A 26,923-nucleotide genomic window follows, 5' to 3' on the forward strand; every position below is an offset into this window, starting at 1 on the left:
AAAATAAATGGCATCATTAACTCCGTTAGGTGAAACTTTAGGGCTAAGAAGAGCAAAGCACTTACTTAGAAGAGCTACTTTTAATTACACAAAAGAGCAACTGGATATTTTATCGAACATGACTGCTACAAATGCATTGAATATCCTAACCTCAGACCCAAGTAATAAACTAATAGAACCTTATGACCCGTTACCACAATCATCTCCCGATGGCTTCTGGTTATCCTCTACAGAACATCCAAACGTGTTTGATGGACAAGGCAGAAAAAGATCGCATATTACAGCTTGGTGGTGGTACAACGCGCTAAACGAAGTAAGTTTAAAACATAAATTATCATTCTTTTTACATACCTGCTTTACAGTTGGCAAAGATTCAGGGATTGGCTTATCTCCTTTTTTTTATGATCATATTAAACTATTAGATTTTTATGCATTAGGCAACATTAAAACCTTGGCAAAAAAAATCACCCTAGATAATGGGATGTTGGATTATTTAGACAACACAAAAAACAATAAAAATAACCCCAATGAGAATTATGCGAGGGAATACCTAGAATTATTTACTATTCTTAAAGGTGAACAAATTGGAGAAAACAACTATACTAACTATACTGAGACAGATATTCAACAAGCGGCAAAAGTGTTTTCTGGTTTTAAGAAAACGTATGACCGCAATGGCGATATAGATACAGATACGGCTTTACCCATGGGATATATTAACGTTAACCAGCATAATGCCGATGATAAAATATTTAGTACCGCTTTTAATAATCAGATAATTACAGGAAGAAATACTGCCAGTGGAATTTTTGATGAATTACATGAGTTTGTTGATATGGTGTTTTCACAACCCGAAACAGCAAAAGCCTACTGCAGAAAACTATACCGCTACTTTGTAAAAAGCTCATGGAATGCTACTGTTGAGACTGAGATTATCGAACCTTTGGCACAAGAACTTATAAGTAATGACTTTGAGATACTTCCTGTTGTAAAGACCCTTCTATCTAGCCAACATTTTTATGACATGGATGATGATGACACCTCTGATAACATAATTGGTGCTATCATTAAAAGTCCGCTTCAATTATTATCTGAAATATGCAGCATGTTTGAGGTCAACATCCCAGACCCAACAAGTAACCCTTTAAGATACTATAATAATTTCTACCATAAATTTATTCACAATACGTATTTTAAGGCTGCCGGAATGGAAATATATAATCCAGATTCCGTTGCTGGATATCCTGCCTATTACCAAGAACCAAGTTTTGATAGGATTTGGTTTTCATCCAATACATTAATAGGAAGATATAAATTAATAGAAAGTTTGATCATCGGACGAAATACCATAACTCCAAATGCCAATATCTATGCCCTTCTTGATACCGTTGCTTTTGTGGAAAACAAAATAAATACTACTGATGCATTAGACCCGAATAGTTTAGTAGTTAAGATTGCTGAGTTGCTGTATCCTGAAGCTGTCGACGACGACAGGAAAAATTACTTTAAAGCTTTCCTTATCGAAGATGCTAACGACTATTATTGGACAGGAGCCTGGAACCAGTACCTGAACACAAAAAGTGAAGACGATAAAACCACAGTAAAGACAAGATTGGACGCGCTAATTATCGCTATGGTAAATGCGGCAGAGTTTCAATTGATGTAAGAACTCAAATTATGAAAAGAAGAAAATTTTTAAAACTCTCAGCGACTGCATCCGTCATTGGTTTAACACCATTTGAATTGCAGGCTACGTTAAAATCGGTTTTACCTTATGCTTCGTGCCCCAATATTTCAAACAGAAAATTGGTTTTAGTGAATTTAGCAGGTGCTAATGACGGATTAAACACAATTGTTCCTCTAAATCAATATGGCACCTACAGTACTTTAAGGCCAACGATAAAAGTACCTGAAAGCGGTACAAATAAATACATCACCCTTGATACCACTTTGGCGGATAACCAACAAATAGGATTACACCCCGTACTTACTGGATTTAAATCTCTTTACGACTCAGGGTTTTTACGAATCCTGCAATCGGTTGGATATCCATCACAAAACAAAAGTCATTTTAAATCTACCGATTTATACCATAGCGGAAACGATGGCAATAGCACGCTTAACGGGGCTGAAACCGGGTGGATTGGTCGATTTATGGAACAGTTTTATGAAGATTTTCTATTAGAGACTTATCCATTAGCTGTTGAAATTGGCTCCAATAAAACTTCACTGGGTTTTCATGGTGAAGAAGCTCATGGCATGTCGCTTAACATTACAGGACAAGATCCAGCTGGATTTTACAATATCTTAAATGGACTAGGCGGTGCGCCACCAGCAAATATTCCCGATTCTGATTATGGAGACCAAATTAGGTTCTTGAATAACACCGACTCGCTTTCAAACACCTATGCAGAGGCTATCTCCAATTCATTTAACTCTGGACAAAACAATGTTACTTATCCAGATACTGATTTGGCAAATCAATTAAAAACTGTGGCCAGATTAATTAGTGGAGACATAGGGTCAAAGGTGTTTTTGGTACGTATTTCCGGTTTCGACACTCATAATGCCCAAGTACAAGCTCCTGGAGATGTTTTAGGAAGGCATTATCCTTTACTTGACGAATTGTCTGGAGCTATTAAAGCCTTTGTCGATGATATGGACAGCCAAAATCTGTCCGATGATATTGTAGGTGTCACTTTTTCTGAATTTGGAAGAAAAGCGGCCGAAAATGGCAACCTAGGGACAGACCATGGTGAAATTGCCCCAATGTTTGTCTTTGGTAAACCTGTTGCAGGCGGTGTTTCCGGAACAAATCCAGATTTAACAGAAGCTACAAGCAGCAATAATTACCAAATAGAAACGGTGCAGTATGACTACAGACAAACGTTTACCACACTTTTACAAGATTTTTTAGGTGCTCAAAATGCTGTTATTGATAATACTTTTTTCAACCATACCGTCAATGATAGTTTTACCAATTTAAAACTTCCCGAGATTTTGAAAAACCCGCTAACTAGCGATTGCTATCAAAGTCTTAGCACTGAAGAGCAATTAAAAGCCGAAAGAGATTGGTTGATTTATCCAAACCCCTTTACCGAAAGCATCAACTTTGCAAGCGTAAATGAAAATACTCAAGTTAGCTACAAACTATTTAATGCTTCAGGTGTTGAAATAATGAATAGAACTGATAATCTAATACACGGAAAGCTCACCTTAAATTTAAAATATTTGAGCTCTGGTGTATACTTTTGCTCTATTAAAACTGGCAATACTCAAGAAATTCATAAACTATTAAAGCTATAATACTTTTCTGTTAACTACATTCGATCTGGGACATCGATACCCAACACACGAAACGCATTTTTTATAGTATTGGCGACTGTGTTTGATAAATGAACCCTAAAACGTTTTTCGTTATCGTTATCTGCTCCCAAAATAGAAACATTTTGATAGAAGGAATTAAACTCCTTTACCAAATCGTAAGTGTAATTTGCAATTAACGCTGGACTGTGTTGTTCCGCAGCATTTTGAATAACTTCTGGGAATAATTGTATTTGCTTGATGAGTTCTCTTTCCTTGATATGAAGGGATAAGCTTGAATCTATTGGCTCTAACATTTTTATGCGTGCTTTTCTTAAAATAGACTGAATCCTTGCATAGGTATATTGAATAAATGGTCCAGTATTTCCTTGAAAATCGATAGACTCCTTCGGGTCAAAAAGAATACGTTTTTTTGGATCAACTTTTAAAATGTAGTATTTAAGAGCTCCTAAACCAATAGTTTTATAAAGTTGTTGTTTTTTTTCTCCAGAATAACCATCAAGCTTACCTAATTCTTCTGAAATCTCTTCTGCTGTGGTTGCCATTTCAACTATCAAGTCATCGGCATCCACAACCGTTCCTTCTCTACTTTTCATTTTTCCACTAGGTAAATCTACCATACCGTAACTTAAATGATGGAGGTTTTTGGCCCAATCGAACCCTAATTTTTTCAGAATTAAGAACAACACCTTAAAATGATAGTCTTGCTCATTTCCTACAGTATACACCATACCTCCAACATCAGGATAGTCTTTTACCCGTTGTATAGCAGTACCTATATCTTGTGTCATGTAAACCGCTGTTCCATCAGCCCTTAAGACTATTTTTTTATCAAGGCCTTCATCTGTCAAATCACACCAAACCGAACCATCTGCCTCTTTATAAAATACTCCAGATTTAAGGCCTTCAGCTACAAATTCCTTCCCTAGTAAATAGGTATTACTTTCATAATACAACGTATCAAAATCAACACCCAAATTTTTGTAAGTTTCATCAAAACCATCATATACCCAACTGTTCATCTTTTTCCAAAGTGCCACAGTTTCTTTATCTCCAGCTTCCCATTTGCGAAGCATGTCTTGAGCTTCTAATAAAATTGGCGCATTTTTTTTTGCACCATCTTCTGTCTGTCCATGCTCTACTAACTTCTCTATTTCTTTTTTGTACTCTTGGTCAAACTTCACATAGTAATTCCCAACTAGTTTATCACCTTTTAAACCAGTACTTTCAGGTGTTTCGTTATTTCCAAAACGTTTCCAAGCTAGCATGCTTTTACAAATATGGATACCTCTGTCATTAATAATCTGGGTTTTGTATACCTTTTTTCCTGAGGCCTTTAAAATTTCAGCAACACTATATCCTAAAAGGTTATTTCGTATATGCCCCAAATGCAATGGTTTGTTGGTATTGGGAGATGAATATTCTACCATAATGGCCTTATCATCTTCTTTTGGCATTGCAAAGCCATAATTTTCTTCATCCTTAATGCTTTCAAAGAAATTTAAATAATAAACATCATTAATTTCAATATTTAGAAAGCCTTTTACCACATTAAAGCCTTTCACCTCATTAACATTATTAACTAAATAATTTCCAATGTTTTCGCCAATTTGCACTGGGTTTCCTTTTATAAAACGTAACATTGGAAAAATAACCACGGTAATATCTCCTGCAAATTCCTTTCGTGTAGCTTGAAACTCAACAGATTCAAGATCTATCTCATATGTCGCTGAAATAGATTGTTTTACATGGTTTGATAATATATTTTGAAGACTCATTTTTGCGCTTTAATAGGTGGGCAAAGATAGAATTTTTAAATCAAGTTTAACAGCGTTATACTTTTGAAATATTTATATTCGGTTTATGAAAAAACAAGTCATCATTCTACTAATTCTCTCTCTTTTCTTTAGTTGCAGTGACGATACTGAAAATACAGAGAGTGTTCCTGAGAAAACATTCTATAAAGGGATGGATTTATCTTTTCAATCAGAGCTGGAACAATATGATGTGATTTATAGAGATGCAGAAGGTACCCCTGTAGACCTACTTCCTTTTGTTGCTGATAATGGCACTAATTTGGTTCGTTTAAAATTATGGCACACACCAAAAGATGGGCAAAACAGTTTAGCGGATGTTAAGGCTTATGCAAAACGGGTTAAAGACCATAATATATCCCTTTTATTAAATTTTCATTATAGCGATTATTGGGCTGATCCTGGAAAGCAAAATCCTCCTGAAGCATGGAAAAACATGACGCAAGTAGAACTTAGAGAAGCGATATTCAACTATACTAAAAACACCCTAGAAGCACTTAAAAGTCAGAATACTTTACCAGAGATTGTACAAATAGGAAACGAAACTGACAGCGGATTTTTATGGGACTTTGGTAAAGTTTGGAATGAATTTGACAACAACTGGGGCAACTACGTTGCTTTAGTAAAAGAAGCTGTAAGGGCGGTAAGAGAAGTAAATCCAAATCAAAAAATAATGTTACACCATTCCAGCGTGGAAAACGCCGTATTTTTTTTCAATAAGTTAGCGCCTTACCGCATTGATTTTGATATCATTGGATTATCTTATTATCCTCAATTCCAGATAAAAGATTTAAACCTTGTACAACTTAAATTAAACCAATTAGCACTAAATTTTAAAAAGGATATACTATTGGTGGAAGTGGCATATCCTTTTTCTTTAGATTGGCGAGATAACAGCACGAATTATATTGGAGATGATAGCCAAATACTAAGAGAATTTCCAGCAACTCCAGAAGGGCAAAAAGCATATGTAGAATGGCTGGTAGACACTATAAAAAAAATCCCTGATAGCAGAGGTATTGGGTTTTGCTATTGGGCACCTGATTGGGTTGCACTTGAAGGTAATTCTAGTACATCTACACAGGGAAGTGCGTGGGAAAACCAATGCATTTTCGACTTTAACCATAGGGCGTTACCAGTTTTTGATATTTATGGAAGAAACTAAAAATTCTTACAACGTCGACTTAACCAAAATGACGGCTTATATTTCATGGATAAAAGTACCGTTTTTCTATGTTTTCTGCACTTAATCTATTCGTCGATTTTTTCAAAAAAAACACCTCGCTTTTTATCTAATTTTTTGGTAGAAAAACCTATAAATTAGAATATAAAAAGGCTTTTTGCAACTTTTGTTTGCCGAAGCTATTATTAACAAAGAATTGAATTTTTATAACACCCCAAAGAACCCCTTGATCTCCCTCAACCAAGCTTCTTTTGATAATGGCTTTGTAAAAAGCTATAATTAGGCGCTGTATGAGGAGAATTATTACTCTCGTTTTGTTTTTTCATGTATTTTTTGGTTTTACGCAAACCAGAGAACTGGACAGTCTATCTATAGCTTTAGGTTTTGAAACCAATGATTCCCTCAAAGTTGATACTTCTCTTAAAATAATTGACCTACTGTACGAAACTAAAGATTTTGAACGTGCAATGCAATACATAAAATTGAGCGACAAGCTTTCATCTGACATCAATTATGAACTAGGTATCGCTAAAATTACATATTATAAGGCACTGATTTATGCTGAAAAGGATGATTACATTAACGCCATGGATGGCTACACAAGGGCTAAAGGGCTATTCAATAAACTTAAAGATACTCTCAACATTGCAAAAGTTAATAATAGCATAGGTTTAATTGAAATGGAGCGCGGTAACTTCAGTAAAGGCCTTCAATATTCATTGTCGGCAATACAAGAATTAGAACGCAGAGGTTTAAATCCCGAATTGCGTTCAGCATATGCAAGTCTTGGAAAAGCATATTACAAATTAAACGCTGTCGATAAATCCATAGAGTATAATTTGAAAGCCCTTGACATACAAGAGCGATTAAATGATTCAACAGGGGTTAGCAATTCTAGTTTACTGTTGGCAGAGTTATATTCAAAATCCAAGGAGCATAGAAAGGCCATTGAATTTTATGAAAAAGTATTAAATAGCGTTGAAGGGAAGACCGACTCTGTCAGAAGTAATATCCTGCCAAAATTGGGGGGAGAGTATTTAGAATTTAACGACTATGATACTGCCGCAAAGTATTTGATACGAGGCCTAACGCTTAACAGAAGGAATAAAAACGAGACAAACTTAGTAACTACATTAAACAACCTTGGAAAACTTAATTTAAATCAAGGACGACTGCGCACAGCGGAGCAACAATTATTTGAAGCAGGGGCTCTGGCAAAAAAATTAAATGATACGGACGAGCTGTTAAAATATTATGGTTTGATGAAAGCTCTAGATTCTACAACTAGACGGTTTGATAGGGCTTTCGTTTGGCAGCGTCGCTATTACAGTTTGAAAGATAGCATTAGCAAATCCAACGGAAAACCATCTGTTTCAAAAATTCCTGAGGTTGCCGCAACCGATTTAAGTCTTAATTTTGATAAGAAAAACACTAATCTAAAACCTAGTACAAACATATCGATTGATCCGGAACAAGAAGATAAACTTCGCAAGTTCAAACTCTTCTTCTATGTTCTTTTAGGTATTCTTGCTATCGTATGTATGTTTCTAGTTTTAATCTATTTGAAACGAAACAACAGCTTAAAATATGCACAAGAGCTTGAAGAAAAAAATCTTAAAATACAACTGCAAAATGAAGCATTTGTTGAGCAAACTCAACACTTGGAAAACGTTAATAACGTAAAGGACAAATTGTTTTCTATTGTTTCACATGATTTAAAAGATTCTCTCTCTTCAATTAATGGGTTTATCGATTTGCTAAAGGACGGCTCTTTATCAAGAGAGGAATTTGATAACTTAATACCAGAATTGAGTGAAAATGCCAATAACGCTTCGCTGCTCTTGTTCAATTTGCTAAACTGGTCTAAATCTCAAATGCAATCGCTTAAACCAAGCCCAAGTTTGTTTGACATCCAAGAAGTGTTTGAAGAGAAGATAAAACTTGTGGAGCAACGTTTGGAAAGTAAGGGCATCGAACTTGTGGACCATTCCCTTCGGGATTTTGCCTATGCAGATAGAAGTATGATCGAGATTGTAATTCAAAACCTTCTGGCAAATGCCTTAAAATTTTCTAAAAAAGGAGATAAAATTACGGTATCAAACCATATAAGCAATGGTAGTTGCATTATAAGCATTGCAGATACTGGGATTGGAATTCCACAACATAATTTAGAAAAACTCTTTAAAAGCAATACTTATTCTACAATTGGCACCAACAATGAAAAAGGCACAGGTCTTGGACTTTCCATTTGTAAAGAATTAGTAGAACTTAACGGTGGAAAAATTTGGGTAGAAAGCACTATTAATATTGGAAGTACGTTTTATGTTCAGTTGCCTAAAACCAAACCCAATGGTGATTAAAATTTTAATATCTTAATGCAAACCACATAACAATGTCTATAGTTTTATTGTTAATACTGACCATCGCAAGTTTTTATGCATGACAAAATAAACCAAATAAAGACAGCGAACTCATCGTACTATTTAAAGTGATGCAAGGTTCTTTTAATTCTGAAGACCAAGCAAAAATAGATTCTACATATTTTAATATCTCACTACACATGTATCCTATTTGGAAAGGGAAGGGCTATTATTTGTATGTAGAACAGGCATTGAACACTAGACAAAACAAACCCTATGACAACTCATCTATCAGGTATCAAGATTAAACGATAACGCTTTTAGTTCTGAGACATATACGATCAAACATGATTCCCTTTTGGATATGGAAATGGAAAATTCAAAAAGCTTTTGACAACACTTCCATTGGAAAACATCACACCACTAACAGGCTGTGAAGTGCTACTAAAACGAAAAAATAACGCGTATTTTTTAGGAGCAACCGGGGAGAAAACATGCGAAAGCACATTGTACGGCGCATCCTATGCTACAAACGAAGTAGAAATGTTTCAGGACAAAATTATGTCTTGGGACAGAGGTTTTGACGCAGAAGGGAAACACATTTGGTGTGCTAAAAAATGAGGTTATATCTTTAAAAAATTAGATTAAACCTTTGGTAAAAACACCTCAGCCATCATACACCGGGCACTACCTCCTCCACAGGTTTCTATAGTTTCCAAAGAGCTTGACATAATTTTACAGTGTTTTTCAATGGTACTTATTTGGGCTTTGGTTAATGTATCGTAAGCCGATTGACTCATAATCAAATACAATTCATCTTTATATCCACTTACCTGCAACATATTGCCTGCAAAATTTGAGACTTGTTTCTCGGTAATATCTATAATTTCCTTACCGCTCGATTTTAAATGTTTAATAATATTTTTTCTTTCTTTTTTGTCATCTATACTACTTAAGCAAATCACGGCAAAAGTCTCCGCAATACACATCATCACATTGGTATGGTAAATAGGCCTACGAGCTCCATCCACCGTTTGATTTGCGATAAATACAATTGGAAAATATTCAAAATCCTCACAAAACTCAATAAACAAATCTTCATTAGCTCTTGGAGACAAAGCGCAGTACGCTTTTTTATTTACGCGATCTAAAATAACACTGCCCGTACCCTCTAAAAATATGTTTTCCTCTTCGGCACTAGTATAATCTATAATATTATTAATTTTAAAACCTTTAGACTCTATAGTATCTAAAATATCCTCTCGTCGTTCTAAACGACGATTTTTAGCAAACATAGGATATAAACCTACATCTCCATTTTCATGAAAAGACACCCAATTATTTGGGAAAATTGAATCAGGAGTATCCGTTTCAATTCTATCATTCACCACAATTACGTCTACGCCAATACTACGAAGCTTTTCTACATAAGTATCAAACTCTCTCTGCGCCTTTGTATTGACAGTTTCTGGCAAAACCCCCTCTACCTCGTGCTGGTAATAGTTGTTTACCACAGTTTGTTCATTCATCCTGAAATTAACAGGACGTACCATTAATATAGTGTTTGTTGTCTGTGGCATATGATTTTAGTTTTTGGCTAAATTATCTTATTTTTAAATTAGTACTACGCTGTTTTACCAAAATTTTAATTAGAGTCATAATAAAAATTCTGGTAACTTAGTCCCTTTAAAACTATAGAGCTTTAAGTTCTTGATTTTGCTAAGCCTGACTTATTTTCTAGAATGAAAAAAATTATAAAAAAAATCTTTAATCTTTTTAATTATAGTATAATAAAACAACAAACATTAAATAGTCTGTTAAAAGACCAACAGACATCAAAAGAATATAATTTCATTTTAAAATATCCCGCTGAGATTGGTGCTAAGTATGTTAATTATAGAGCCAAATCCAAGTCTCAGATTAAACAAGATTTGTTTGTTTTATCTGAATTGAACTTTAAAGCCAATGGTTTTTTTATTGAGTTTGGAGCTACAGATGGCATTTCAATGAGCAATACTTTTCTTTTGGAAAAAGAGTTCAGTTGGAAAGGTATTCTCGCAGAACCAGCCAAATGTTGGCATGAAGCACTAGAGAAAAATAGAATTGGACCAATTGAAAAAGATTGTGTTTGGCACAAAACCGGAGAGACTCTTGAATTCCAAGAATCCGATAGTTCAACCCTATCTACGATTGTAGGTTTCGGTGATGAAGATTATCATTCACAAAACAGAAATACTGGAAACCAATATACTGTTAAGACTATTTCATTAAATGATTTATTATTGAAATATAATGCCCCAGAAGTAATTGATTATTTATCTATAGATACAGAAGGAAGCGAGTATATCATTTTAAATAGTCTTAACTTCAAGAAATACAAATTTAGAGTTATTACAGTTGAACATAATTACACTGAGATACGAGATAAAATATATAAGCTGTTGACCTCAAATGGTTATCGAAGATTACATACAGAGCATTCCTTATTTGATGATTGGTATATTTTAATCTCGAAATAACGGCAAAGTGGTACAGCGCAGTAGCCCTTCTTGTTTCCCAATTTCTGCATAAGGCACTTCTTCAACAATGAATCCTTGTTGACGCAACCATGTATTTAATCTTGTAAAATTTTGCTCAGAAATAATAACATCTTCTGAAATTGAAAATACATTGCTATACATGTGATACATCTCATCTTTGGTAATTTCAAAAACGTTTTCCTTTCCAAAGAAATTCAATAACCATTCGTATTCACTGTCAATTAAAAATCCGTTTTTATGTATTATTGCTTTGCCCTTTCCTAAAGGATTGAAACAACAATCTAAATGTAATGCGTTGTTACGCGCATCTGCATTCGATTTTCTAAGTTCAAAGGATTTCACTTTTTTATTAGGGAACAAATCTTGGATGGCACTTACAGCTTGAAGATTTGTTCGTGCCGTAATTAAATCAGGATAATCCTTACCTGAGTATGTACCCATAAAAAGGTAATCGTTCCAAGGCATTACATCCCCGCCTTCTACATGACATTCTTCAGGAAGAATAATACGCTTATCTTCTGCTACTTGATTCCATATATAATCAATGGCATGAACCTCTTCTTCACGATGTGGTAAAATATTAGCCTCTATCATTATATCATCTATTACAAAAGCAATATCTCGTGAAAATATTTGATTACAGTCCTTTATTATTTCTGGTCTGTAAATCTCCACATCGTACTTATCGAAAACCCTTAAAACAGCATTCATCTCATTGATCATATCCGCTTCCTTTGGATATGTACCCGCTTTTATGTGCTCGATACTTTTAGGATCATAACAATCTTCTATTTTTGGAACAGGGCCATTGCTTTCAGCTGTTCCTAAAATTACAGAACGCAATCTAGACGTTTCATTTTTAACATTTAATTGTATCATATCCTTTTTTATTACTGAAGCTAGCTCCTTTTTAAAAAAGCAAAATTAAGAATTTAAACGACTTACTTTATGTTATTCTTAAAAAGAACAGGGTTAAAAAAGAAAAGCTTCATGAAAAACACATGAAGCTTGATAATTATTTAAAAAAACAATAAATCTATCTTTTGTTAATTGGAATAAAATCTCTTTTAGTTTCTCCAATATAAAGTTGTCTTGGTCTACCAATAGGCTCTTTACGTAAACGCATTTCCCTCCATTGTGCTATCCAACCAGGTAAACGACCAATTGCAAACATAACAGTAAACATTTCAATAGGAATACCCATAGCACGATAAATAATTCCAGAGTAGAAATCTACATTAGGATATAATTTTCTATCCACAAAATATTGATCTTCTAAAGCTTCCTTTTCTAATCCTTTTGCTATTTCTAAAATAGGATCTTCAACTCCTAAATCATGTAAAACTTGATCCGCTGCCTTTTTTATAATTTTAGCACGTGGATCAAAATTCTTGTACACACGATGACCAAATCCCATTAATCTAAATGGATCATTTTTATCCTTTGCTTTGGCCATATACTTTTTAGTATCGCCTCCATCTTCTTGAATAGCCTCTAGCATTTCTAGTACTGCTTGGTTAGCTCCTCCATGAAGCGGTCCCCAGAGCGCTGATATTCCAGCGGAAAGTGATGCAAATAAACCTGCATGAGAAGACCCTGTAATTCTTACTGTAGAAGTAGAACAGTTTTGCTCATGATCAGCATGTAATATCAACAACTTATCCAAGGCATCAACTAAAATTGGGTTTTGTACATAGCAGCTGTTTGGTCTTGAAAACATCATTTTTAAAAGATTTTCAACATAGCCTAGAGAATTATCACCATAATCTAGGGGCTGACCTTGCTTTTTTCGCATCGTCCAAGCTACTAAAACAGGCATTTTACCCAATATTCTTATTACAGACTTATACATATCTTCTTCAGAATCAACATTAACTGAAGAAGGGTTAAACGCCGTTAAAGCACTTGTTAATGAAGAAATTACACCCATTGGATGTGCGGCTTTAGGAAAAGCATCTAATATTTTCTTTATATCTTCATCTACTGCAGATTCGGCTTTAATGTCATCGTGAAATTTATCATTTTGTTCTTTAGTTGGCAACTCTCCAAAAATCAATAAATAAGCTACCTCTAAAAAATCTGCTTTTTCGGCTAATTCTTCGATTGAATATCCCCTATATCTTAAAACTCCCTTTTCTCCATCTAAGAAAGTAATTGCACTTTGGCATGAACCTGTATTCTTATAACCAGAATCTAAAGTAATTACACCTCCCGTACTTGCTCTTAATTTAGAAATATCAATTGCAACTTCGTTCTCAGTCCCCTTAACTATAGGAAACTCATATTTTTCTCCATTAACATCTAGAATAGCCGTATCTGACATATATTTTTAGTTTATTTTTATTGGATTGCTAAATTACGAAATATCCGTTGATTTAAGAAGTGTACAGGTAAAGGTTTTGTAAATTGGGATATCACCAAAATTGATAAAAAAAAAGCGATGATTTTAAAAAAATCACCGCTTTTCATTAGAAAATTTATATACTTCTTATTGCTTCACTTTAAAAGCGTTTTCCCCTGGAAAATACGCTACAGAACCAAGCTCTTCTTCTATACGAAGTAATTGGTTGTATTTAGCCATACGATCTGAACGAGATGCAGAACCAGTTTTAATTTGTCCGGTATTTAATGCCACCGCCAAATCAGCAATTGTATTATCTTCAGTTTCTCCAGAACGGTGAGACATAACAGATGTATAACCGGCATTATGAGCCATATTTACAGCTGCGATAGTTTCTGTTAAAGAACCGATTTGGTTTACTTTAATTAAAATTGAATTGGCAATACCTTCTTCGATACCTCTTGCTAAACGCTCTACATTAGTTACAAATAAGTCATCACCAACTAGCTGTACTCTATCTCCAACTAACTCGGTTAAGTATTTGGTACCTTCCCAATCATTTTCGTCCATACCATCTTCAATAGATATGATTGGGTATTTATTGGCCAATTCTGCTAAATACTCAGCTTGCTCTTTTGAGGTTCTAACCATACCTTTATCTCCTTCAAACTTCGCGTAATTGTATTTTCCATCTTCATAAAACTCCGCTGATGCACAATCTAACGCTATTTTAACTTCGTCTCCAAATTTGTATCCTGCATTTTCTACAGCTTTACCAATAGTTTCAATAGCATCTTCAGTACCATCAAGCGTTGGTGCAAATCCACCTTCATCTCCTACAGCAGTACTTAGATTTCTATCATGCAATACTTTTTTCAAATGATGGAAAATCTCAGTTCCCATTTGCATTGCGTGCGTAAAGTTCTTAGCCTTTACTGGCATAATCATAAACTCTTGAAACGCAATAGGTGCATCACTATGAGAGCCACCGTTAATGATATTCATCATTGGTAACGGTAATGTATTTGCAGAAACACCTCCCACATAGCGATATAAAGGCATATTCAATTCGTTGGCAGCAGCTTTTGCGGCAGCTAAAGATACACCTAGAATAGCATTTGCTCCTAACTTTGATTTATTTGGCGTACCATCTAAATCAATCATTAATTGATCTATTAAATTTTGTTCAAAAACTGAAACACCTAGCAGCTCTTCAGCTATGGTAGTATTTACATTTTCAACTGCTTTTAAAACACCTTTACCCATGTAAGTATCTCCACCGTCTCTAAGTTCTACTGCTTCGTGTTCTCCTGTTGATGCTCCAGATGGCACTGCAGCTCTACCTAACACTCCATTCTCGGTAATTACATCAACCTCTACCGTTGGGTTACCTCTTGAATCTAAAATTTGTCTTGCGTGTACGCTAACTATTATACTCATAATTGGTTTGTTTTTAATCTTTTAAATCTCAGCAAATTTAATGCTTAATCTTGTTTAATTAACTGGCTTTTATCATAAAATGATAAAAAGAAAACGATAACGTTTTAGTAATCATTTTTAACGTTTTAAAAACCAAATGTTACTATTATTTGGGCGTTACCCTAAAGGGTCGGGCTTTCCGTTACAAGTCCTCGCACCTCCTGCGTCGGGTTGTGGGCTTTCCTCTTCAATCCCTAACGCACCTATCCGCTAACTGTGGTCATCCCAACAGCACACTTCAATTCTGCTTAAGCTGTTGTCAATTTACTTTTCTTAATATTTTCAACAAACTGGTCGAACAAATATTCTGAATCGTGTGGACCAGGACTCGCCTCTGGATGGTATTGCACTGAAAATACATTTTTGTTTTTCATAGCTAATCCTGCAACCGTATCATCATTAAGGTGCACATGCGTTATCTCTAAATCAGCATTAGCTTCTGTCTCTTCTCTATTTACAGCAAAACCATGGTTTTGGGAGGTGATTTCTCCCTTACCTGTGATTAAGTTTTTCACTGGATGGTTGATACCTCTGTGCCCATTATACATTTTATAAGTAGAAACCCCGTTGGCAATAGCAATTACCTGATGCCCTAGACAAATACCGAATAACGGTAAGTCTCTTTTTATGATTTCTTTGGCCACGACTTGTGCCTCAACCAAAGGTTCCGGATCTCCAGGACCATTTGATAAGAAATACCCATCTGGTTCAAAGGCTTCCAAATCTTCAAACTTTGCATTGTAAGGGAATACTTTTATATAACAATCCCTACGCGCAATATTTCTTAAGATGTTCTTCTTAATACCTAAATCTAGTGCCGCAACTTTGTAGCTCGCATTTTTATCGCCAAAATAATAAGGTTCTTTAGTTGATACTTTAGAGGAAAGTTCTAAACCTTCCATACTTGGTACTTCTGCCAATTGCTTTTTTAAGCCTTCAATGTTATCTACTTCAGTAGAAATAACGGCATTCATAGCACCATGCTCCCTGATGTAACTTACCAGAGCTCTTGTATCTACATCCGAAATAGCTAGGAGGTTATTCTTATTTAGAAAATCTTCCAAGGAACCATCAGCTGCGTGACGCGAATATTCGTAACTGAAATTCTTTACGATTAAACCTGCTATTTTTATATAATCTGATTCTACTTCATCTTCGTTGGTTCCGTAGTTTCCTATATGAGCATTTGTTGCTACCATTAGTTGTCCGTAATACGAAGGGTCGGTAAAAATCTCTTGATACCCTGTCATTCCCGTATTAAAACAAACTTCACCAAAAGCGGTTCCCTGCTTTCCTCCTACTGCTTTTCCATAAAAAATTGTACCATCTGCAAGTAGAATGATGGCATTTTGTTTCTTTTGATATTTCATTTAATTCCGTTGTTTTATTCCGCGTTAGGCCTGCCTACCGGCAGGCAGGGATTGAGGATTTGTTGAAGCTCTCGACAAAGGAGAGAGCGACTCCCGAAAGCCCGACCCGACCATAAGAGGGTAACGCCAAAAGTTTTACACTTCTACTAAGCTCAGTGCATCGCAAAATTCCAAAAAAAAAGGATAAACTAAAAATAGTTTATCCTTTATATATTAAATGCTTATTAACATTTATTCTTCTTCGTTTGATGCATTAGTTTCAACTGGAACTGCAACAGCTGGTTTACTACCCCCTCTTCTACTTCTTCTAGTAGTTTTCTTAGCTTTTTTACCAGCGTTGTAAATTTCGTTGTAATCTACGAGCTCAATCATTGCCATGTCTGCATTATCTCCAAGACGATTACCCAATTTGATAATTCTTGTGTAACCACCTGGTCTGTCTCCAACTTTAGTTGCAACATCTCTGAATAACTCAGTTACAGCTTCTTTTTGTCTTAGCTTACTAAAAACGATACGTCTATTGTGCGTTGTATCTTCCTTAGATTTGGTTACTAAAGGTTCCACAAATTTCTTTAAGGCCTTCGCCTTAGCTACAGTTGTATTAATACGTTTGTGCTCTATTAAAGAACAAGCCATATTTGCTAACATTGCTTTTCTGTGAGCTGTTTGTCTTCCTAAGTGGTTGAATTTTTTTCCGTGTCTCATGACTTTTGTTTTAAACTTCTATCTTGCTACCAAACTCTTTTGAGGAGCAAATTATAGAGGAGTTATTTATTTAATTTATCAAAAAAAGACCTACAAGGTTTTGGAAACCTCGCAGGTCTAAGTTTTAATCTTTGTCTAATTTATATTTGCTTAAGTCCATTCCGAAATTCAATCCTTTAACGTGTACAAGCTCTTCAAGCTCAGTTAAAGATTTCTTACCGAAGTTACGGAACTTCATTAAATCGTTTTTGTTGAATGATACCAAGTCTCCTAAAGTATCTACCTCTGCAGCTTTTAAACAGTTAAGCGCACGCACGGATAAATCCATATCGATAAGCTTTGTTTTCAGCAACTGTCTCATGTGAAGTGATTCTTCATCATAAGTTTCTGTTTGCGCAATTTCATCAGCTTCTAAAGTAATACGCTCATCAGAGAATAACATGAAGTGGTGAATTAAGGTTTTAGCAGCTTCAGTTAACGCATCCTGTGGTGTTATTGAACCATCAGTAATGATTTCAAAAACTAACTTTTCGTAATCTGTTTTTTGCTCTACACGGTAGTTTTCAATGCTATATTTTACATTTTTAATTGGTGTGTAGATAGAATCTGTAAAGATAGTTCCCATTGGTGCGGAAGGCTTTTTGTTTTCTTCTGCTGGTACATAACCTCTACCTTTTTCTATAGTGATTTCCATATTGATGCTCACTTTAGGATCTAAATTACAGATAACTAACTCTGAATTTAATACTTGGAATCCTGAAATAAACTTTTGGAAATCTCCAGCCAATATTTGTTCTTGTCCAGAAATTGAAATTGAGATAGACTCATTATCGATATCTTCTATTTGTCTCTTAAAACGTACTTGCTTTAAGTTCAAAATGATTTCGGTTACATCTTCAACTACGCCAGCAATTGTAGAAAACTCGTGGTCAACACCTTCGATTCTTACTGATGTGATTGCAAATCCTTCTAATGAAGATAATAATACTCTTCTTAATGCATTACCCACAGTTAAACCATAGCCAGGTTCTAAAGGTCTGAATTCGAATTTTCCTTCGAAATCAGTAGAATCGATCATGATTACTTTGTCGGGCTTCTGAAAATTAAATACTGCCATATTGTTGTTCTTCGTTTTAATTGTTATTTGGTTGCGCGGTTTATAAGTTTGAAGAAGTACGAATAAACCCTTTGGCCAAATACCAATGTTGTTAATTTATTATTTAGAATATAATTCGACGATGAATTGCTCGTTGATATTTTCTGGAATTTGGATTCTAGCAGGAACAGACACGTAAGTACCAGACTTCGTATCGTTATTCCAAGTAATCCATTCGTAAACGTGACTTGAGTTTGATAATGATCTATCAATAGCTTCAAGTGATTTTGATTTTTCTCTTACTGCAACAACATCTCCCGCTTTTAATTGGTAAGAAGGAATGTTAACGATTTCACCGTTAACAGTGATGTGTCTGTGAGATACTAATTGACGTGCGCCGCTTCTTGAAGGAGAAACACCCATTCTGTAAACTACGTTATCTAAGCGAGATTCACATAATTGTAATAATACTTCACCAGTAATTCCTTGAGCAGCTCTTGCTTTTTTAAACAAGCCTCTAAATTGACGCTCTAAAATACCATAAGTGTATTTTGCTTTTTGCTTTTCTGCTAATTGGATAGCATACTCAGATTTTTTACCACGTCTTCTGTTGTTTCCGTGTTGCCCTGGAGGGTAATTTCTTTTTTCAAATGATTTATCTTCTCCGAAGATAGCTTCGCCGAATTTACGTGCGATTTTTGTTTTAGGACCAGTATATCTTGCCATTTTTAATTGTTTTTGAGAGTAGTTATGAATTAAGGTCTTAATCTTATCCTTCGATAACCGTTAACCTCTCGTTGATACTTGTTAATTGTTTATTTTTTCGGTGTGCAAATTTATGCAAAAAATTAATATCATCTGACCATCAGACGATATTAATTTTTCTTATGATAAACACTATCAAATAGCGCTTAAACTCTTCTACGTTTTGGTGGACGACATCCGTTATGTGGTAGTGGAGTTACATCAATGATTTCCGTTACTTCAATACCAGCATTATGGATAGAACGAATAGCAGATTCTCTACCATTTCCAGGACCTTTTACGTACATTTTTACTTTTTTCAATCCAGCTTCTAAGGCTACACCAGCAGCATCTTCAGCAGCTAATTGCGCAGCATAAGGTGTGTTTTTCTTAGATCCTCTAAATCCCATTTTACCAGCTGAAGACCAAGAGATTACATCTCCTTTCTTATTGGTTAATGAAATGATGATGTTATTGAAAGACGCTGTTACGTGCGCTTCTCCAACAGCATCTACTATTACTTTACGTTTTTTTGTACTTGACTTTGCCATATTCTTTTGTTCTAGTTGTTAGCTTTAGTTGTTAGAATCCTAAACCTTTCGATTTCGAACAGATTCATCTAACGTCTAAACACTAATGACTAATGTCTAATTATTATTTAGTTGCTTTTTTCTTGTTAGCAACAGTTTTTCTTCTACCTTTTCTTGTTCTAGAGTTGTTTTTAGTGCGTTGTCCCCTTAATGGAAGACCAGCTCTATGACGAATACCTCTGTAACATCCGATGTCCATTAAACGCTTAATGTTCAATTGTGTTTCAGAACGTAACTCACCCTCAATAGTGTAAGATCCAACAGCCTCACGGATAGCTCCGATTTCGTCGTCTGTCCAATCTTGTACTTTAGTGCTTTCATCAACCTTAGCCGTTGCTAAAATTTCTTGTGCTCTACTTTTACCTATTCCGTAGATATAAGTTAAAGAGATAACTCCTCTTTTTTGTTTTGGTATGTCTACACCTGCAATTCTTGCCATATTGTTTTTAGTTTTTGTCCCCTCGAGCTTCCTCGGGCTAAATGTTAGCTTTTAGTTGTTAGAATCCTAAACCTTTCGATTTCGAACAGATTCATCTAACGTCTAAAAAACTAATGACTTTATTTTTTAACCTTGTCTTTGTTTAAATCTAGGATTCTTTTTGTTTATCACGTAAAGTCTTCCTTTTCTGCGCACAATCTTGCAATCCGCACTTCTCTTTTTAACTGATGCTCTTACTTTCATCTTTCTTTGTTTTTTAATTAACTGTGGTTTCGAGAACCTCGCCACCACGTTAATTTAGTATCTATAAGTTATACGAGCCTTAGTTAAATCGTAAGGACTCATTTCTAATTTTACTTTATCTCCTGGTAATAATTTGATATAGTGCATACGCATCTTACCTGAAATATGTGCAGTCACAATGTGACCATTTTCTAATTCAACACGGAACATAGCATTTGACAGTGCTTCTATAATTGTTCCATCTTGTTCTATTGCTGCTTGTTTTGCCATAATATCTTTATTAAGCTACTGCTTTTCTGTTTTTACCAGTTTTCATCAAGCCGTCATAGTGTCTATTCAACAAATAAGAATTGATTTGCTGCATAGTATCAATCGCTACACCCACCATAATTAGTAATGATGTACCTCCAAAGAATAATGCCCAACCTTGCGTTACGTTCATAAGCTTCACAATAAATGCCGGAAATACTGCAATTAATGCTAAAAATATTGAACCCGGTAAGGTGATTTGCGACATAATTTTATCTAGATATTCTGATGTTTCAGAACCTGGACGAATGCCTGGAATAAATCCACCACTGCGCTTTAAATCATCTGCCATTTTGTTAGTAGGCACGGTAATAGCGGTATAGAAATAGGTAAACACAATAATCAGTAAAGCAAAAATTACATTGTACCAAAATCCAAAAATATCAGAAAAGTTAGTCTGCATCCATAAACCAGCTGCGGTATCTTTTAAGAAAGATGATCCTCCTATTAATCCAGGTACAAACATAATTGCCTGAGCAAAAATGATTGGCATTACACCCGATGCATTTAACTTTAAAGGTATATATTGTCTAGATCCACCAGCTGCAGCTCTTTCATAACCACCTGAAGCAGTTCTTCTTGCATACTGTACAGCTATTTTTCTTACTGCCATTACTAACATTACTGAGGCCAATATGATTACAAACCAAACCACTAGTTCAATTAAAATCATAATTAATCCACCGTTAGATTCCGTTACTCTAGCAGCGTACTCTTGCACAAACGACTGAGGCATAGTTGCAATGATTCCCACCATAATTAAAAGTGAAATACCATTACCAATACCTTTATCCGTAATCTTCTCTCCTAACCACATAGCGAAAATACATCCAGTAACTAAGATAATTACAGAAGAGAAATAAAATAATCCACCTGTTCCTAATAGGAAAGCTGATTGTGGAATGCCTAAAGCTGGCAAGCTTGCTAAATATCCTGGTGCCTGTACCAAACAAATAGCAATGGTCAACCAACGTGTTATCTGTGTGATTTTCTTCTGACCACTAGCACCTTCCTTTTGTAGCTTTTGCAAATAAGGAATAGCAATACCCATTAACTGTACAACAATAGAAGCCGAAATGTAAGGCATGATACCAAGTGCGAAAACAGAAGCATTAGCAAATGCGCCACCTGTAAAGGCGTTAAGTAAACCTAATAACCCTCCATCAGTACTATCAGCTAAACCACTTAGTTGTGAAGCATCAATACCTGGTAACACCACTTGCGCACCAAATCGATAAACCAATAACAAACTCAACGTTACGATGATTCTGTTTCTCAGTTCTTCAATCTTCCAAACATTCTTTATTGATTCTATAAATTTCATACGTTAATGTAATCTTATAAAGTTATCGCTTCTCCTCCTGCAGCTTCAATTGCAGCTTTTGCTGAAGCAGAAAACTTGTGAGCAGATACTTTTAATTTTGCTTTTAATTCACCTCTTCCTAATATTTTAACTAAGTCGTTTTTCCCAGCTAATCTATTTGAAAATAGTGTTTCAAAATCAACAGTATCTTTTACTTTTTTATCATCTACTAACGCTTGTAATGTATCAAGGTTGATAGCTTGATATTCTACACGGTTAATATTAGTGAAACCAAACTTTGGTACACGTCTTTGTAATGGCATTTGTCCACCTTCAAATCCTAATTTCTTAGAATATCCTGAACGTGACTTTGCTCCTTTGTGACCACGTGTAGCAGTACCACCTTTACCTGAACCTTGTCCGCGACCTACTCGCTTGCCTTGTGTTTTTACCGATCCTTTTGCCGGTTGTAAGTTACTTAAATTCATTTTTCAGTATTATATGTTAAGCCTCTTCAACAGAAACTAAATGTGAAACTTTTGCTACCATACCAAGAATATTTGGTGTAGCCTCATGCTCTTTTACTTGTCCAATCCTTTTAAGACCTAAAGCTTCTAAAGTTCTTTTTTGTCTTTGCGTACGATTGATAGCGCTTTTAACCTTTGTTACTTTAATTTTTCCCATCGTTGATAGTTATTAAGCGTTAAAAACTTTTTCAAGTGAAATACCTCTATCCTTTGCTATAGCGTTTGCATCTCTTAATTGCAATAAAGCATCAAACGTTGCTTTTACCACGTTATGAGGGTTAGATGATCCTTGAGATTTTGACAACACATCGTGTATACCAACTGCTTCAAGAACGGTTCTAACAGCACCACCAGCAATTACACCAGTACCAGGAGCTGCAGGAATAATGTTTACTCTTGCACCACCATATTTACCTTTTTGCTCATGAGGCAACGTTCCTTTTCTTATAGGAATACGAACAAGATTTTTCTTAGCATCCTCAACAGCTTTTGCAATTGCACTAGCTACATCTTTAGATTTTCCTAAACCTTGGCCTACTACTCCGTTTTCATCTCCAACAACAACGATTGCTGAAAAACCGAATGCTCTACCTCCTTTTGTTACTTTAGTAACTCTTTGCACACCAACTAAACGATCTTTAAGATCTAATCCACCTGGTTTTACTAATTCTGCGCTTTTATATTTTTGATACATAATTTCTTAGAATTTAAGTCCTGCTTCTCTAGCACCTTCGGCTAATGATTTTACTCTGCCGTGATATAAATAACCACCTCTATCAAAAGAGATCGTTTCTATACCTGCCTTCAAAGCTTTTTCTGCAATTGATTTACCAACTAAAGCAGCAACTTCACTTTTATTTCCTTTAGCTTTCGCTATGTCTTTATCTCTTGAAGATGCGGCGCTTAAGGTTTTACCAGAAACGTCATCAACTATTTGAGCATAGATCTCTTTATTACTTCTAAAAACAGCTAATCTAGGTCTAGCCTCTGTACCAGAAACAACCTTACGGATTCTGCTTTTTATTCTTAATCTTCTTTGATTCTTTGTTAATGCCATAACTCAATTATTAAGCTGATTTACCTGCTTTTCTTCTTAATTCTTCACCAACAAACTTGATTCCTTTTCCTTTGTAAGGCTCTGGCTTACGGAAACTGCGTATTTTAGCTGCTACTTGACCAACTAATTGTTTGTCGTGAGATGTTAATTTAACGATTGGGTTTTTACCTTTTTCAGAAATTGTTTCAATTTTAACTTCTGGAGCAACGCTCATTACAATGTTATGAGAAAACCCTAAAGCTAAATCTAATTTCTGTCCTTGGTTTGATGCTCTATATCCTACACCTACAAGCTCTAACTCTTTAGTCCATCCTTTAGATACACCTTCAATCATGTTGTGCATTAAAGATCTATACAAACCATGTTTTGCTTTTTGATCTTTAGTATCAGAAGATCTTGTTACCCAAACACTACCATCTTCTACTTTAATTTCAATCGAATCAAAGTTTTGAGTTAGTTCTCCTAATTTTCCTTTTACAGTTACAACGCCATCTTTAACATCTACTGTTACACCTTCTGGAATGGCTACTGGATTATTTCCTATTCTTGACATTTCTTTCTGGCTTTAATATTAGTAAACGTAACATAACACTTCACCACCCACATTATCTCTTTGTGCTTGCTTACCTGTCATTACACCATGAGATGTAGAAACAATGGCAATACCAAGACCGTTAAGTACTCTAGGTAGTTCTTTAGCACCGGCATACTTACGTAAACCTGGTGTACTAATACGTTGAATTTTCTTGATTACAGGCTCTTTAGTTTCTTTATTGTACTTAAGTGCTATTTTGATAGTACCTTGTACAGTTGAATCGTCAAACTTGTAACTTAAAATATATCCTTGCTCGAATAATATTTTAGTGATGTCTTTCTTTAAGTTAGATGCAGGAATCTCTACCACTCTGTGGTTAGCTCTAATTGCATTTCTAACTCTCGTAAGATAATCCGCTATTGGATCTGAATACATATTTATTAATTTACGGTAATGGTTTTCAATTCTGTCTTTCAGATTGAACCTTCTACCAATTTATAATTCGTTTTTTGTACAAACACGATTAATCGCGTTTCTACCAAGATGCTTTCTTAACACCTGGGATTAACCCTTGGTTAGCCATTTCTCTAAAAGTAACACGAGAAATACCAAATGTTCTCATGTAACCTTTAGGTCTACCAGTTAGTTTACATCTATTATGCTGACGTATAGGAGAAGCATTTTTTGGTAACTTTTGTAATGCTTCATAATCTCCAGCTTCTTTTAAAGCTTTACGTTTTTCAGCATACTTTGCTACTGTTTTAGCTCTTTTTACCTCACGGGCTTTCATTGATTCTTTAGCCATAACTTAGTTCTTTTTAAAAGGTACCCCTAGTTCAGTTAATAATGATTTTGCTTCTTTGTCAGTTTCAGCAGAAGTTACAAAAGTAATATCCATACCTGAGATTTTGTTCACTTTATCAATGTTAATCTCTGGGAATATAATTTGTTCTGTAACACCTAAATTGTAGTTACCTCTTCCGTCAAAACCTGTAGCCTTAATTCCGTTGAAATCTCTAACACGTGGAAGTGCAGAAGTTACTAAACGGTCTAAAAACTCATACATTCTCTCACCACGTAAAGTTACTTTTGCCCCAATTGGCATTCCTTTACGTAATTTAAAAGATGCAACGTCTTTTTTAGACATTGTAGCTATAGCTTTTTGTCCAGATATAGTAGTTAACTCTTCCACTGCATGGTCGATTAACTTTTTGTCTGCAACCGCTGCTCCTACACCTTTAGATATAACTATCTTTTGTAGCTTAGGAACTTGCATTACATTTTTATATCCAAATTCGTCTGTAAGAGCTGCAATTACTCTGCTTTTATACTCTTCTTTAAGTCTTGGTGAATATGCCATAACTATATTACTTCATTAGATTTTACTGAAAATCTCACTTTCTTATCACCTTCCATTTTATATCCAACTCTAGTTGTTTCTCCTTTTGAAGTTAACAATGACAAGTTAGACACATTGATTGGTGCTTCTTTTTCTACGATTCCACCTTGAGGATTCTGTGCACTTGGTTTAGTGTGTTTCTTCACCATGTTTACACCCTCAACAATCGCTTTGTTCTTATCTGTAAATACCTGTTGAACTTTACCTTCAGATCCTTTATGGTCTCCAGCAATTACTTTTACAGTATCTCCAGTTTTTATTTTAAGCTTTCCCATCTTAATTTCTGTATTAAAGCACCTCAGGCGCTAATGATACAATTTTCATGAATTGTTTATCACGAAGCTCTCTAGCAACAGGTCCAAAAACACGTGTACCTCTCATTTCACCCGTTGGGTTTAATAATACACAAGCGTTATCATCGAATCTAATATAAGATCCGTCCGGACGTCTTACTTCTTTTACAGTACGTACAACCACTGCTGTAGAAACTGCTCCTTTTTTAATGTTTCCATTAGGAGTAGCATCTTTCACAGAAACAACTATTTTGTCTCCCACAGAAGCGTATCTTCTTTTAGTACCACCTAGTACTCGGATAGTTAAAACTTCCTTTGCACCAGTATTATCAGCTACTTTTAATCTTGATTCTTGTTGTACCATAATTACTTAGCTCTTTCAATTATTTCAACTAATCTCCAACATTTAGATTTACTCATAGGTCTTGTTTCCATGATTCTAACAGTATCTCCTTCGTTGCAGTCGTTTGTTTCGTCGTGCGCTACGTACTTTTTTGTTTTAAGTACGAACTTACCATACATAGGGTGCTTTACTTTTTTTACCTCAGAAACCACAATAGATTTCTGCATCTTATTACTTGTAACAACTCCTATACGTTCTTTTCTTAAATTTCTTGTTTCCATATTCAGCAGAATTATTGTTCTCTTTTAGTTAATTCAGTTGCAATTCTTGCTACAGTTCTTCTTAGAGAACGTAACTGAATTGGGTTTTCTAAAGGAGATATTGCATGAGATAATTTAAGATCTGAATAGCTCTTTTTTACTTCACCAAGTTTTTCTTGTAACTCGGCTACTGATAATTCTTTAACTTCTGATTGTTTCATCATCTTAAAAATTATGCTTCGTAATCTCTAGCAATTATAAACTTAGTTTTCACTGGTAATTTTTGAGCTGCCAAACGCAATGCTTCTTTTGCAACGTCTAAAGGCACACCACCAACTTCAAATAAAACACGTCCAGGTTTAACAACAGCTGCCCAATATTCAACGGCACCTTTACCTTTACCCATACGTACTTCAAGAGGTTTTTTAGTGATAGGCTTGTCTGGAAAAATTTTAATCCAAAGTTGCCCTTCCCTTTTCATGTAACGCGTAGCGGCAATACGTGCGGCTTCTATTTGGCGCGATGTTAAAAAGTTCGAGTCTAGTGATTTTATACCAAAAGTTCCACTTGAAAGTTGATGCCCTCTTCCGGCATTTCCCTTCATGCGTCCTTTTTGCTGTTTACGAAATTTTGTTCTTTTAGGCTGTAACATTTTTTGCTTTCTTTAAA

At 35.1% G+C, this 26,923-nt stretch carries 33 protein-coding genes and 1 pseudogene; 7 read left to right on the forward strand and 27 right to left on the reverse strand.

The genetic code is table 11. The features are described 5' to 3' along the window. The first annotated feature begins 7 nt into the window (after window positions 1–7). Both AC1B0Z_RS07295 and AC1B0Z_RS07300 read left to right on the forward strand, forming a co-directional pair. Window positions 8–1,666, forward strand: coding sequence for a DUF1800 family protein (locus AC1B0Z_RS07295; RefSeq protein WP_483794961.1), 1,659 nt, complete (start codon window positions 8–10; stop codon window positions 1,664–1,666). A gap of 11 nt (window positions 1,667–1,677) precedes the next feature. After that, on the forward strand, window positions 1,678–3,306 hold the full coding sequence (locus AC1B0Z_RS07300; protein WP_483794962.1) for a DUF1501 domain-containing protein: 1,629 nt from the start codon (window positions 1,678–1,680) through the stop codon (window positions 3,304–3,306). 14 nt (window positions 3,307–3,320) lie between these two features. On the opposite strand, the gene argS is transcribed toward AC1B0Z_RS07300, so the two are convergent. Further along, window positions 3,321–5,102: an arginine--tRNA ligase gene (gene argS / locus AC1B0Z_RS07305; protein ID WP_483794963.1), complete on the reverse strand. Its 1,782-nt coding sequence runs from the start codon at window positions 5,100–5,102 to the stop codon at window positions 3,321–3,323. An 85-nt stretch (window positions 5,103–5,187) separates the two neighbouring features. On the opposite strand from argS, the gene AC1B0Z_RS07310 reads away from it, so the two are divergent. The 4 genes and pseudogenes from AC1B0Z_RS07310 to AC1B0Z_RS07325 form a co-directional block, all read left to right on the forward strand. Further along, the gene (locus AC1B0Z_RS07310; RefSeq protein ID WP_483794964.1) at window positions 5,188–6,303 is read left to right on the forward strand and encodes a glycoside hydrolase family 53 protein; all 1,116 of its coding nucleotides are present in this window, start codon (window positions 5,188–5,190) and stop codon (window positions 6,301–6,303) included. A gap of 308 nt (window positions 6,304–6,611) precedes the next feature. Next, a complete protein-coding gene (locus AC1B0Z_RS07315; protein WP_483794965.1) occupies window positions 6,612–8,681 on the forward strand; it encodes a tetratricopeptide repeat-containing sensor histidine kinase in 2,070 nt (689 codons plus the stop codon). A gap of 131 nt (window positions 8,682–8,812) precedes the next feature. Then, entirely contained in the window at window positions 8,813–8,989 is a 177-nt protein-coding gene (locus AC1B0Z_RS07320; RefSeq protein WP_483794966.1) for a CpcT/CpeT family chromophore lyase, read from the forward strand. Window positions 8,990–9,062: 73 nt separating this feature from the next. Beyond that, window positions 9,063–9,302 (forward strand): annotated as a pseudogene (locus AC1B0Z_RS07325) (CpcT/CpeT family chromophore lyase); the annotation flags it as partial. A 23-nt stretch (window positions 9,303–9,325) separates the two neighbouring features. On the opposite strand, the gene ctlX reads toward AC1B0Z_RS07325, so the two are convergent. Beyond that, the gene (gene ctlX / locus AC1B0Z_RS07330) at window positions 9,326–10,261 is read right to left on the reverse strand and encodes a citrulline utilization hydrolase CtlX (protein ID WP_483794967.1); all 936 of its coding nucleotides are present in this window, start codon (window positions 10,259–10,261) and stop codon (window positions 9,326–9,328) included. A 162-nt stretch (window positions 10,262–10,423) separates the two neighbouring features. Between ctlX and AC1B0Z_RS07335 the strand changes: the two genes are divergently transcribed. Continuing rightward, on the forward strand, window positions 10,424–11,200 hold the full coding sequence (locus AC1B0Z_RS07335; protein WP_483794968.1) for an FkbM family methyltransferase: 777 nt from the start codon (window positions 10,424–10,426) through the stop codon (window positions 11,198–11,200). Here the strand turns inward: AC1B0Z_RS07335 and AC1B0Z_RS07340 are convergent. From AC1B0Z_RS07340 to rplP, 25 genes are all read right to left on the reverse strand, one after another. Beyond that, window positions 11,186–12,100 carry a dimethylarginine dimethylaminohydrolase family protein gene (locus AC1B0Z_RS07340; protein ID WP_483794969.1) on the reverse strand — a complete coding sequence of 305 codons (915 nt, stop codon included), beginning with the start codon at window positions 12,098–12,100 and terminating at the stop codon, window positions 11,186–11,188. The genes AC1B0Z_RS07335 and AC1B0Z_RS07340 overlap by 15 nt on opposite strands. Window positions 12,101–12,257: 157 nt before the next feature. Next, on the reverse strand, window positions 12,258–13,544 hold the full coding sequence (locus AC1B0Z_RS07345; protein ID WP_483794970.1) for a citrate synthase: 1,287 nt from the start codon (window positions 13,542–13,544) through the stop codon (window positions 12,258–12,260). Window positions 13,545–13,709: 165 nt separating this feature from the next. After that, entirely contained in the window at window positions 13,710–15,002 is a 1,293-nt protein-coding gene (eno, locus tag AC1B0Z_RS07350; RefSeq protein ID WP_483794971.1) for a phosphopyruvate hydratase, read from the reverse strand. Window positions 15,003–15,289: 287 nt separating this feature from the next. Beyond that, window positions 15,290–16,411, reverse strand: a complete 1,122-nt coding sequence (carA, locus tag AC1B0Z_RS07355) for a glutamine-hydrolyzing carbamoyl-phosphate synthase small subunit (protein ID WP_483794972.1) — start codon at window positions 16,409–16,411, stop codon at window positions 15,290–15,292. 231 nt (window positions 16,412–16,642) lie between these two features. Then, window positions 16,643–17,116 (reverse strand): 50S ribosomal protein L17, encoded by a 474-nt coding sequence (rplQ, locus tag AC1B0Z_RS07360; RefSeq protein WP_483794973.1) that lies wholly within the window; start codon window positions 17,114–17,116, stop codon window positions 16,643–16,645. Window positions 17,117–17,240: 124 nt separating this feature from the next. Further along, window positions 17,241–18,233: a DNA-directed RNA polymerase subunit alpha gene (locus AC1B0Z_RS07365; RefSeq protein ID WP_483794974.1), complete on the reverse strand. Its 993-nt coding sequence runs from the start codon at window positions 18,231–18,233 to the stop codon at window positions 17,241–17,243. Window positions 18,234–18,332: 99 nt separating this feature from the next. Continuing rightward, window positions 18,333–18,938, reverse strand: coding sequence for a 30S ribosomal protein S4 (rpsD, locus tag AC1B0Z_RS07370; protein WP_130937904.1), 606 nt, complete (start codon window positions 18,936–18,938; stop codon window positions 18,333–18,335). A 185-nt stretch (window positions 18,939–19,123) separates the two neighbouring features. Beyond that, window positions 19,124–19,507 carry a 30S ribosomal protein S11 gene (gene rpsK, locus AC1B0Z_RS07375; protein ID WP_483794975.1) on the reverse strand — a complete coding sequence of 128 codons (384 nt, stop codon included), beginning with the start codon at window positions 19,505–19,507 and terminating at the stop codon, window positions 19,124–19,126. Window positions 19,508–19,610: 103 nt separating this feature from the next. Further along, window positions 19,611–19,985 (reverse strand): 30S ribosomal protein S13, encoded by a 375-nt coding sequence (gene rpsM / locus AC1B0Z_RS07380; RefSeq protein ID WP_130965057.1) that lies wholly within the window; start codon window positions 19,983–19,985, stop codon window positions 19,611–19,613. A gap of 126 nt (window positions 19,986–20,111) precedes the next feature. Further along, a complete protein-coding gene (ykgO, locus tag AC1B0Z_RS07385; RefSeq protein ID WP_013305171.1) occupies window positions 20,112–20,228 on the reverse strand; it encodes a type B 50S ribosomal protein L36 in 117 nt (38 codons plus the stop codon). Between the two features lie 54 nt (window positions 20,229–20,282). Beyond that, window positions 20,283–20,498 (reverse strand): translation initiation factor IF-1, encoded by a 216-nt coding sequence (infA, locus tag AC1B0Z_RS07390; protein ID WP_007094967.1) that lies wholly within the window; start codon window positions 20,496–20,498, stop codon window positions 20,283–20,285. 10 nt (window positions 20,499–20,508) lie between these two features. After that, window positions 20,509–21,861, reverse strand: coding sequence for a preprotein translocase subunit SecY (secY, locus tag AC1B0Z_RS07395; protein ID WP_483794976.1), 1,353 nt, complete (start codon window positions 21,859–21,861; stop codon window positions 20,509–20,511). Between the two features lie 14 nt (window positions 21,862–21,875). Continuing rightward, window positions 21,876–22,328 carry a 50S ribosomal protein L15 gene (gene rplO / locus AC1B0Z_RS07400; protein ID WP_203258028.1) on the reverse strand — a complete coding sequence of 151 codons (453 nt, stop codon included), beginning with the start codon at window positions 22,326–22,328 and terminating at the stop codon, window positions 21,876–21,878. A gap of 16 nt (window positions 22,329–22,344) precedes the next feature. Next, a complete protein-coding gene (gene rpmD / locus AC1B0Z_RS07405; protein ID WP_130937899.1) occupies window positions 22,345–22,524 on the reverse strand; it encodes a 50S ribosomal protein L30 in 180 nt (59 codons plus the stop codon). Window positions 22,525–22,536: 12 nt separating this feature from the next. Continuing rightward, the gene (gene rpsE, locus AC1B0Z_RS07410; protein ID WP_483794977.1) at window positions 22,537–23,061 is read right to left on the reverse strand and encodes a 30S ribosomal protein S5; all 525 of its coding nucleotides are present in this window, start codon (window positions 23,059–23,061) and stop codon (window positions 22,537–22,539) included. 6 nt (window positions 23,062–23,067) lie between these two features. After that, window positions 23,068–23,424, reverse strand: coding sequence for a 50S ribosomal protein L18 (gene rplR, locus AC1B0Z_RS07415; protein WP_483794978.1), 357 nt, complete (start codon window positions 23,422–23,424; stop codon window positions 23,068–23,070). 10 nt (window positions 23,425–23,434) lie between these two features. Continuing rightward, window positions 23,435–23,977 (reverse strand): 50S ribosomal protein L6, encoded by a 543-nt coding sequence (gene rplF, locus AC1B0Z_RS07420; protein ID WP_483794979.1) that lies wholly within the window; start codon window positions 23,975–23,977, stop codon window positions 23,435–23,437. An 18-nt stretch (window positions 23,978–23,995) separates the two neighbouring features. Further along, a complete protein-coding gene (rpsH, locus tag AC1B0Z_RS07425) occupies window positions 23,996–24,394 on the reverse strand; it encodes a 30S ribosomal protein S8 (protein WP_130965052.1) in 399 nt (132 codons plus the stop codon). A gap of 100 nt (window positions 24,395–24,494) precedes the next feature. Then, the gene (gene rpsN / locus AC1B0Z_RS07430; RefSeq protein ID WP_092579393.1) at window positions 24,495–24,764 is read right to left on the reverse strand and encodes a 30S ribosomal protein S14; all 270 of its coding nucleotides are present in this window, start codon (window positions 24,762–24,764) and stop codon (window positions 24,495–24,497) included. Between the two features lie 3 nt (window positions 24,765–24,767). Further along, window positions 24,768–25,319, reverse strand: coding sequence for a 50S ribosomal protein L5 (gene rplE, locus AC1B0Z_RS07435; RefSeq protein WP_483794980.1), 552 nt, complete (start codon window positions 25,317–25,319; stop codon window positions 24,768–24,770). Window positions 25,320–25,321: 2 nt separating this feature from the next. Then, the gene (gene rplX / locus AC1B0Z_RS07440; protein ID WP_483794981.1) at window positions 25,322–25,633 is read right to left on the reverse strand and encodes a 50S ribosomal protein L24; all 312 of its coding nucleotides are present in this window, start codon (window positions 25,631–25,633) and stop codon (window positions 25,322–25,324) included. A gap of 13 nt (window positions 25,634–25,646) precedes the next feature. Beyond that, on the reverse strand, window positions 25,647–26,015 hold the full coding sequence (gene rplN / locus AC1B0Z_RS07445) for a 50S ribosomal protein L14 (RefSeq protein WP_130937892.1): 369 nt from the start codon (window positions 26,013–26,015) through the stop codon (window positions 25,647–25,649). A gap of 2 nt (window positions 26,016–26,017) precedes the next feature. After that, window positions 26,018–26,275 (reverse strand): 30S ribosomal protein S17, encoded by a 258-nt coding sequence (gene rpsQ, locus AC1B0Z_RS07450; protein ID WP_483794982.1) that lies wholly within the window; start codon window positions 26,273–26,275, stop codon window positions 26,018–26,020. 11 nt (window positions 26,276–26,286) lie between these two features. Then, window positions 26,287–26,475, reverse strand: coding sequence for a 50S ribosomal protein L29 (rpmC, locus tag AC1B0Z_RS07455; protein ID WP_483795272.1), 189 nt, complete (start codon window positions 26,473–26,475; stop codon window positions 26,287–26,289). 11 nt (window positions 26,476–26,486) lie between these two features. After that, window positions 26,487–26,906 carry a 50S ribosomal protein L16 gene (gene rplP, locus AC1B0Z_RS07460; RefSeq protein ID WP_042245202.1) on the reverse strand — a complete coding sequence of 140 codons (420 nt, stop codon included), beginning with the start codon at window positions 26,904–26,906 and terminating at the stop codon, window positions 26,487–26,489. Between the last annotated feature and the right edge of the window lie 17 nt (window positions 26,907–26,923).

The organism is Hyunsoonleella sp. J2K-J805 (assembly GCF_057167125.1).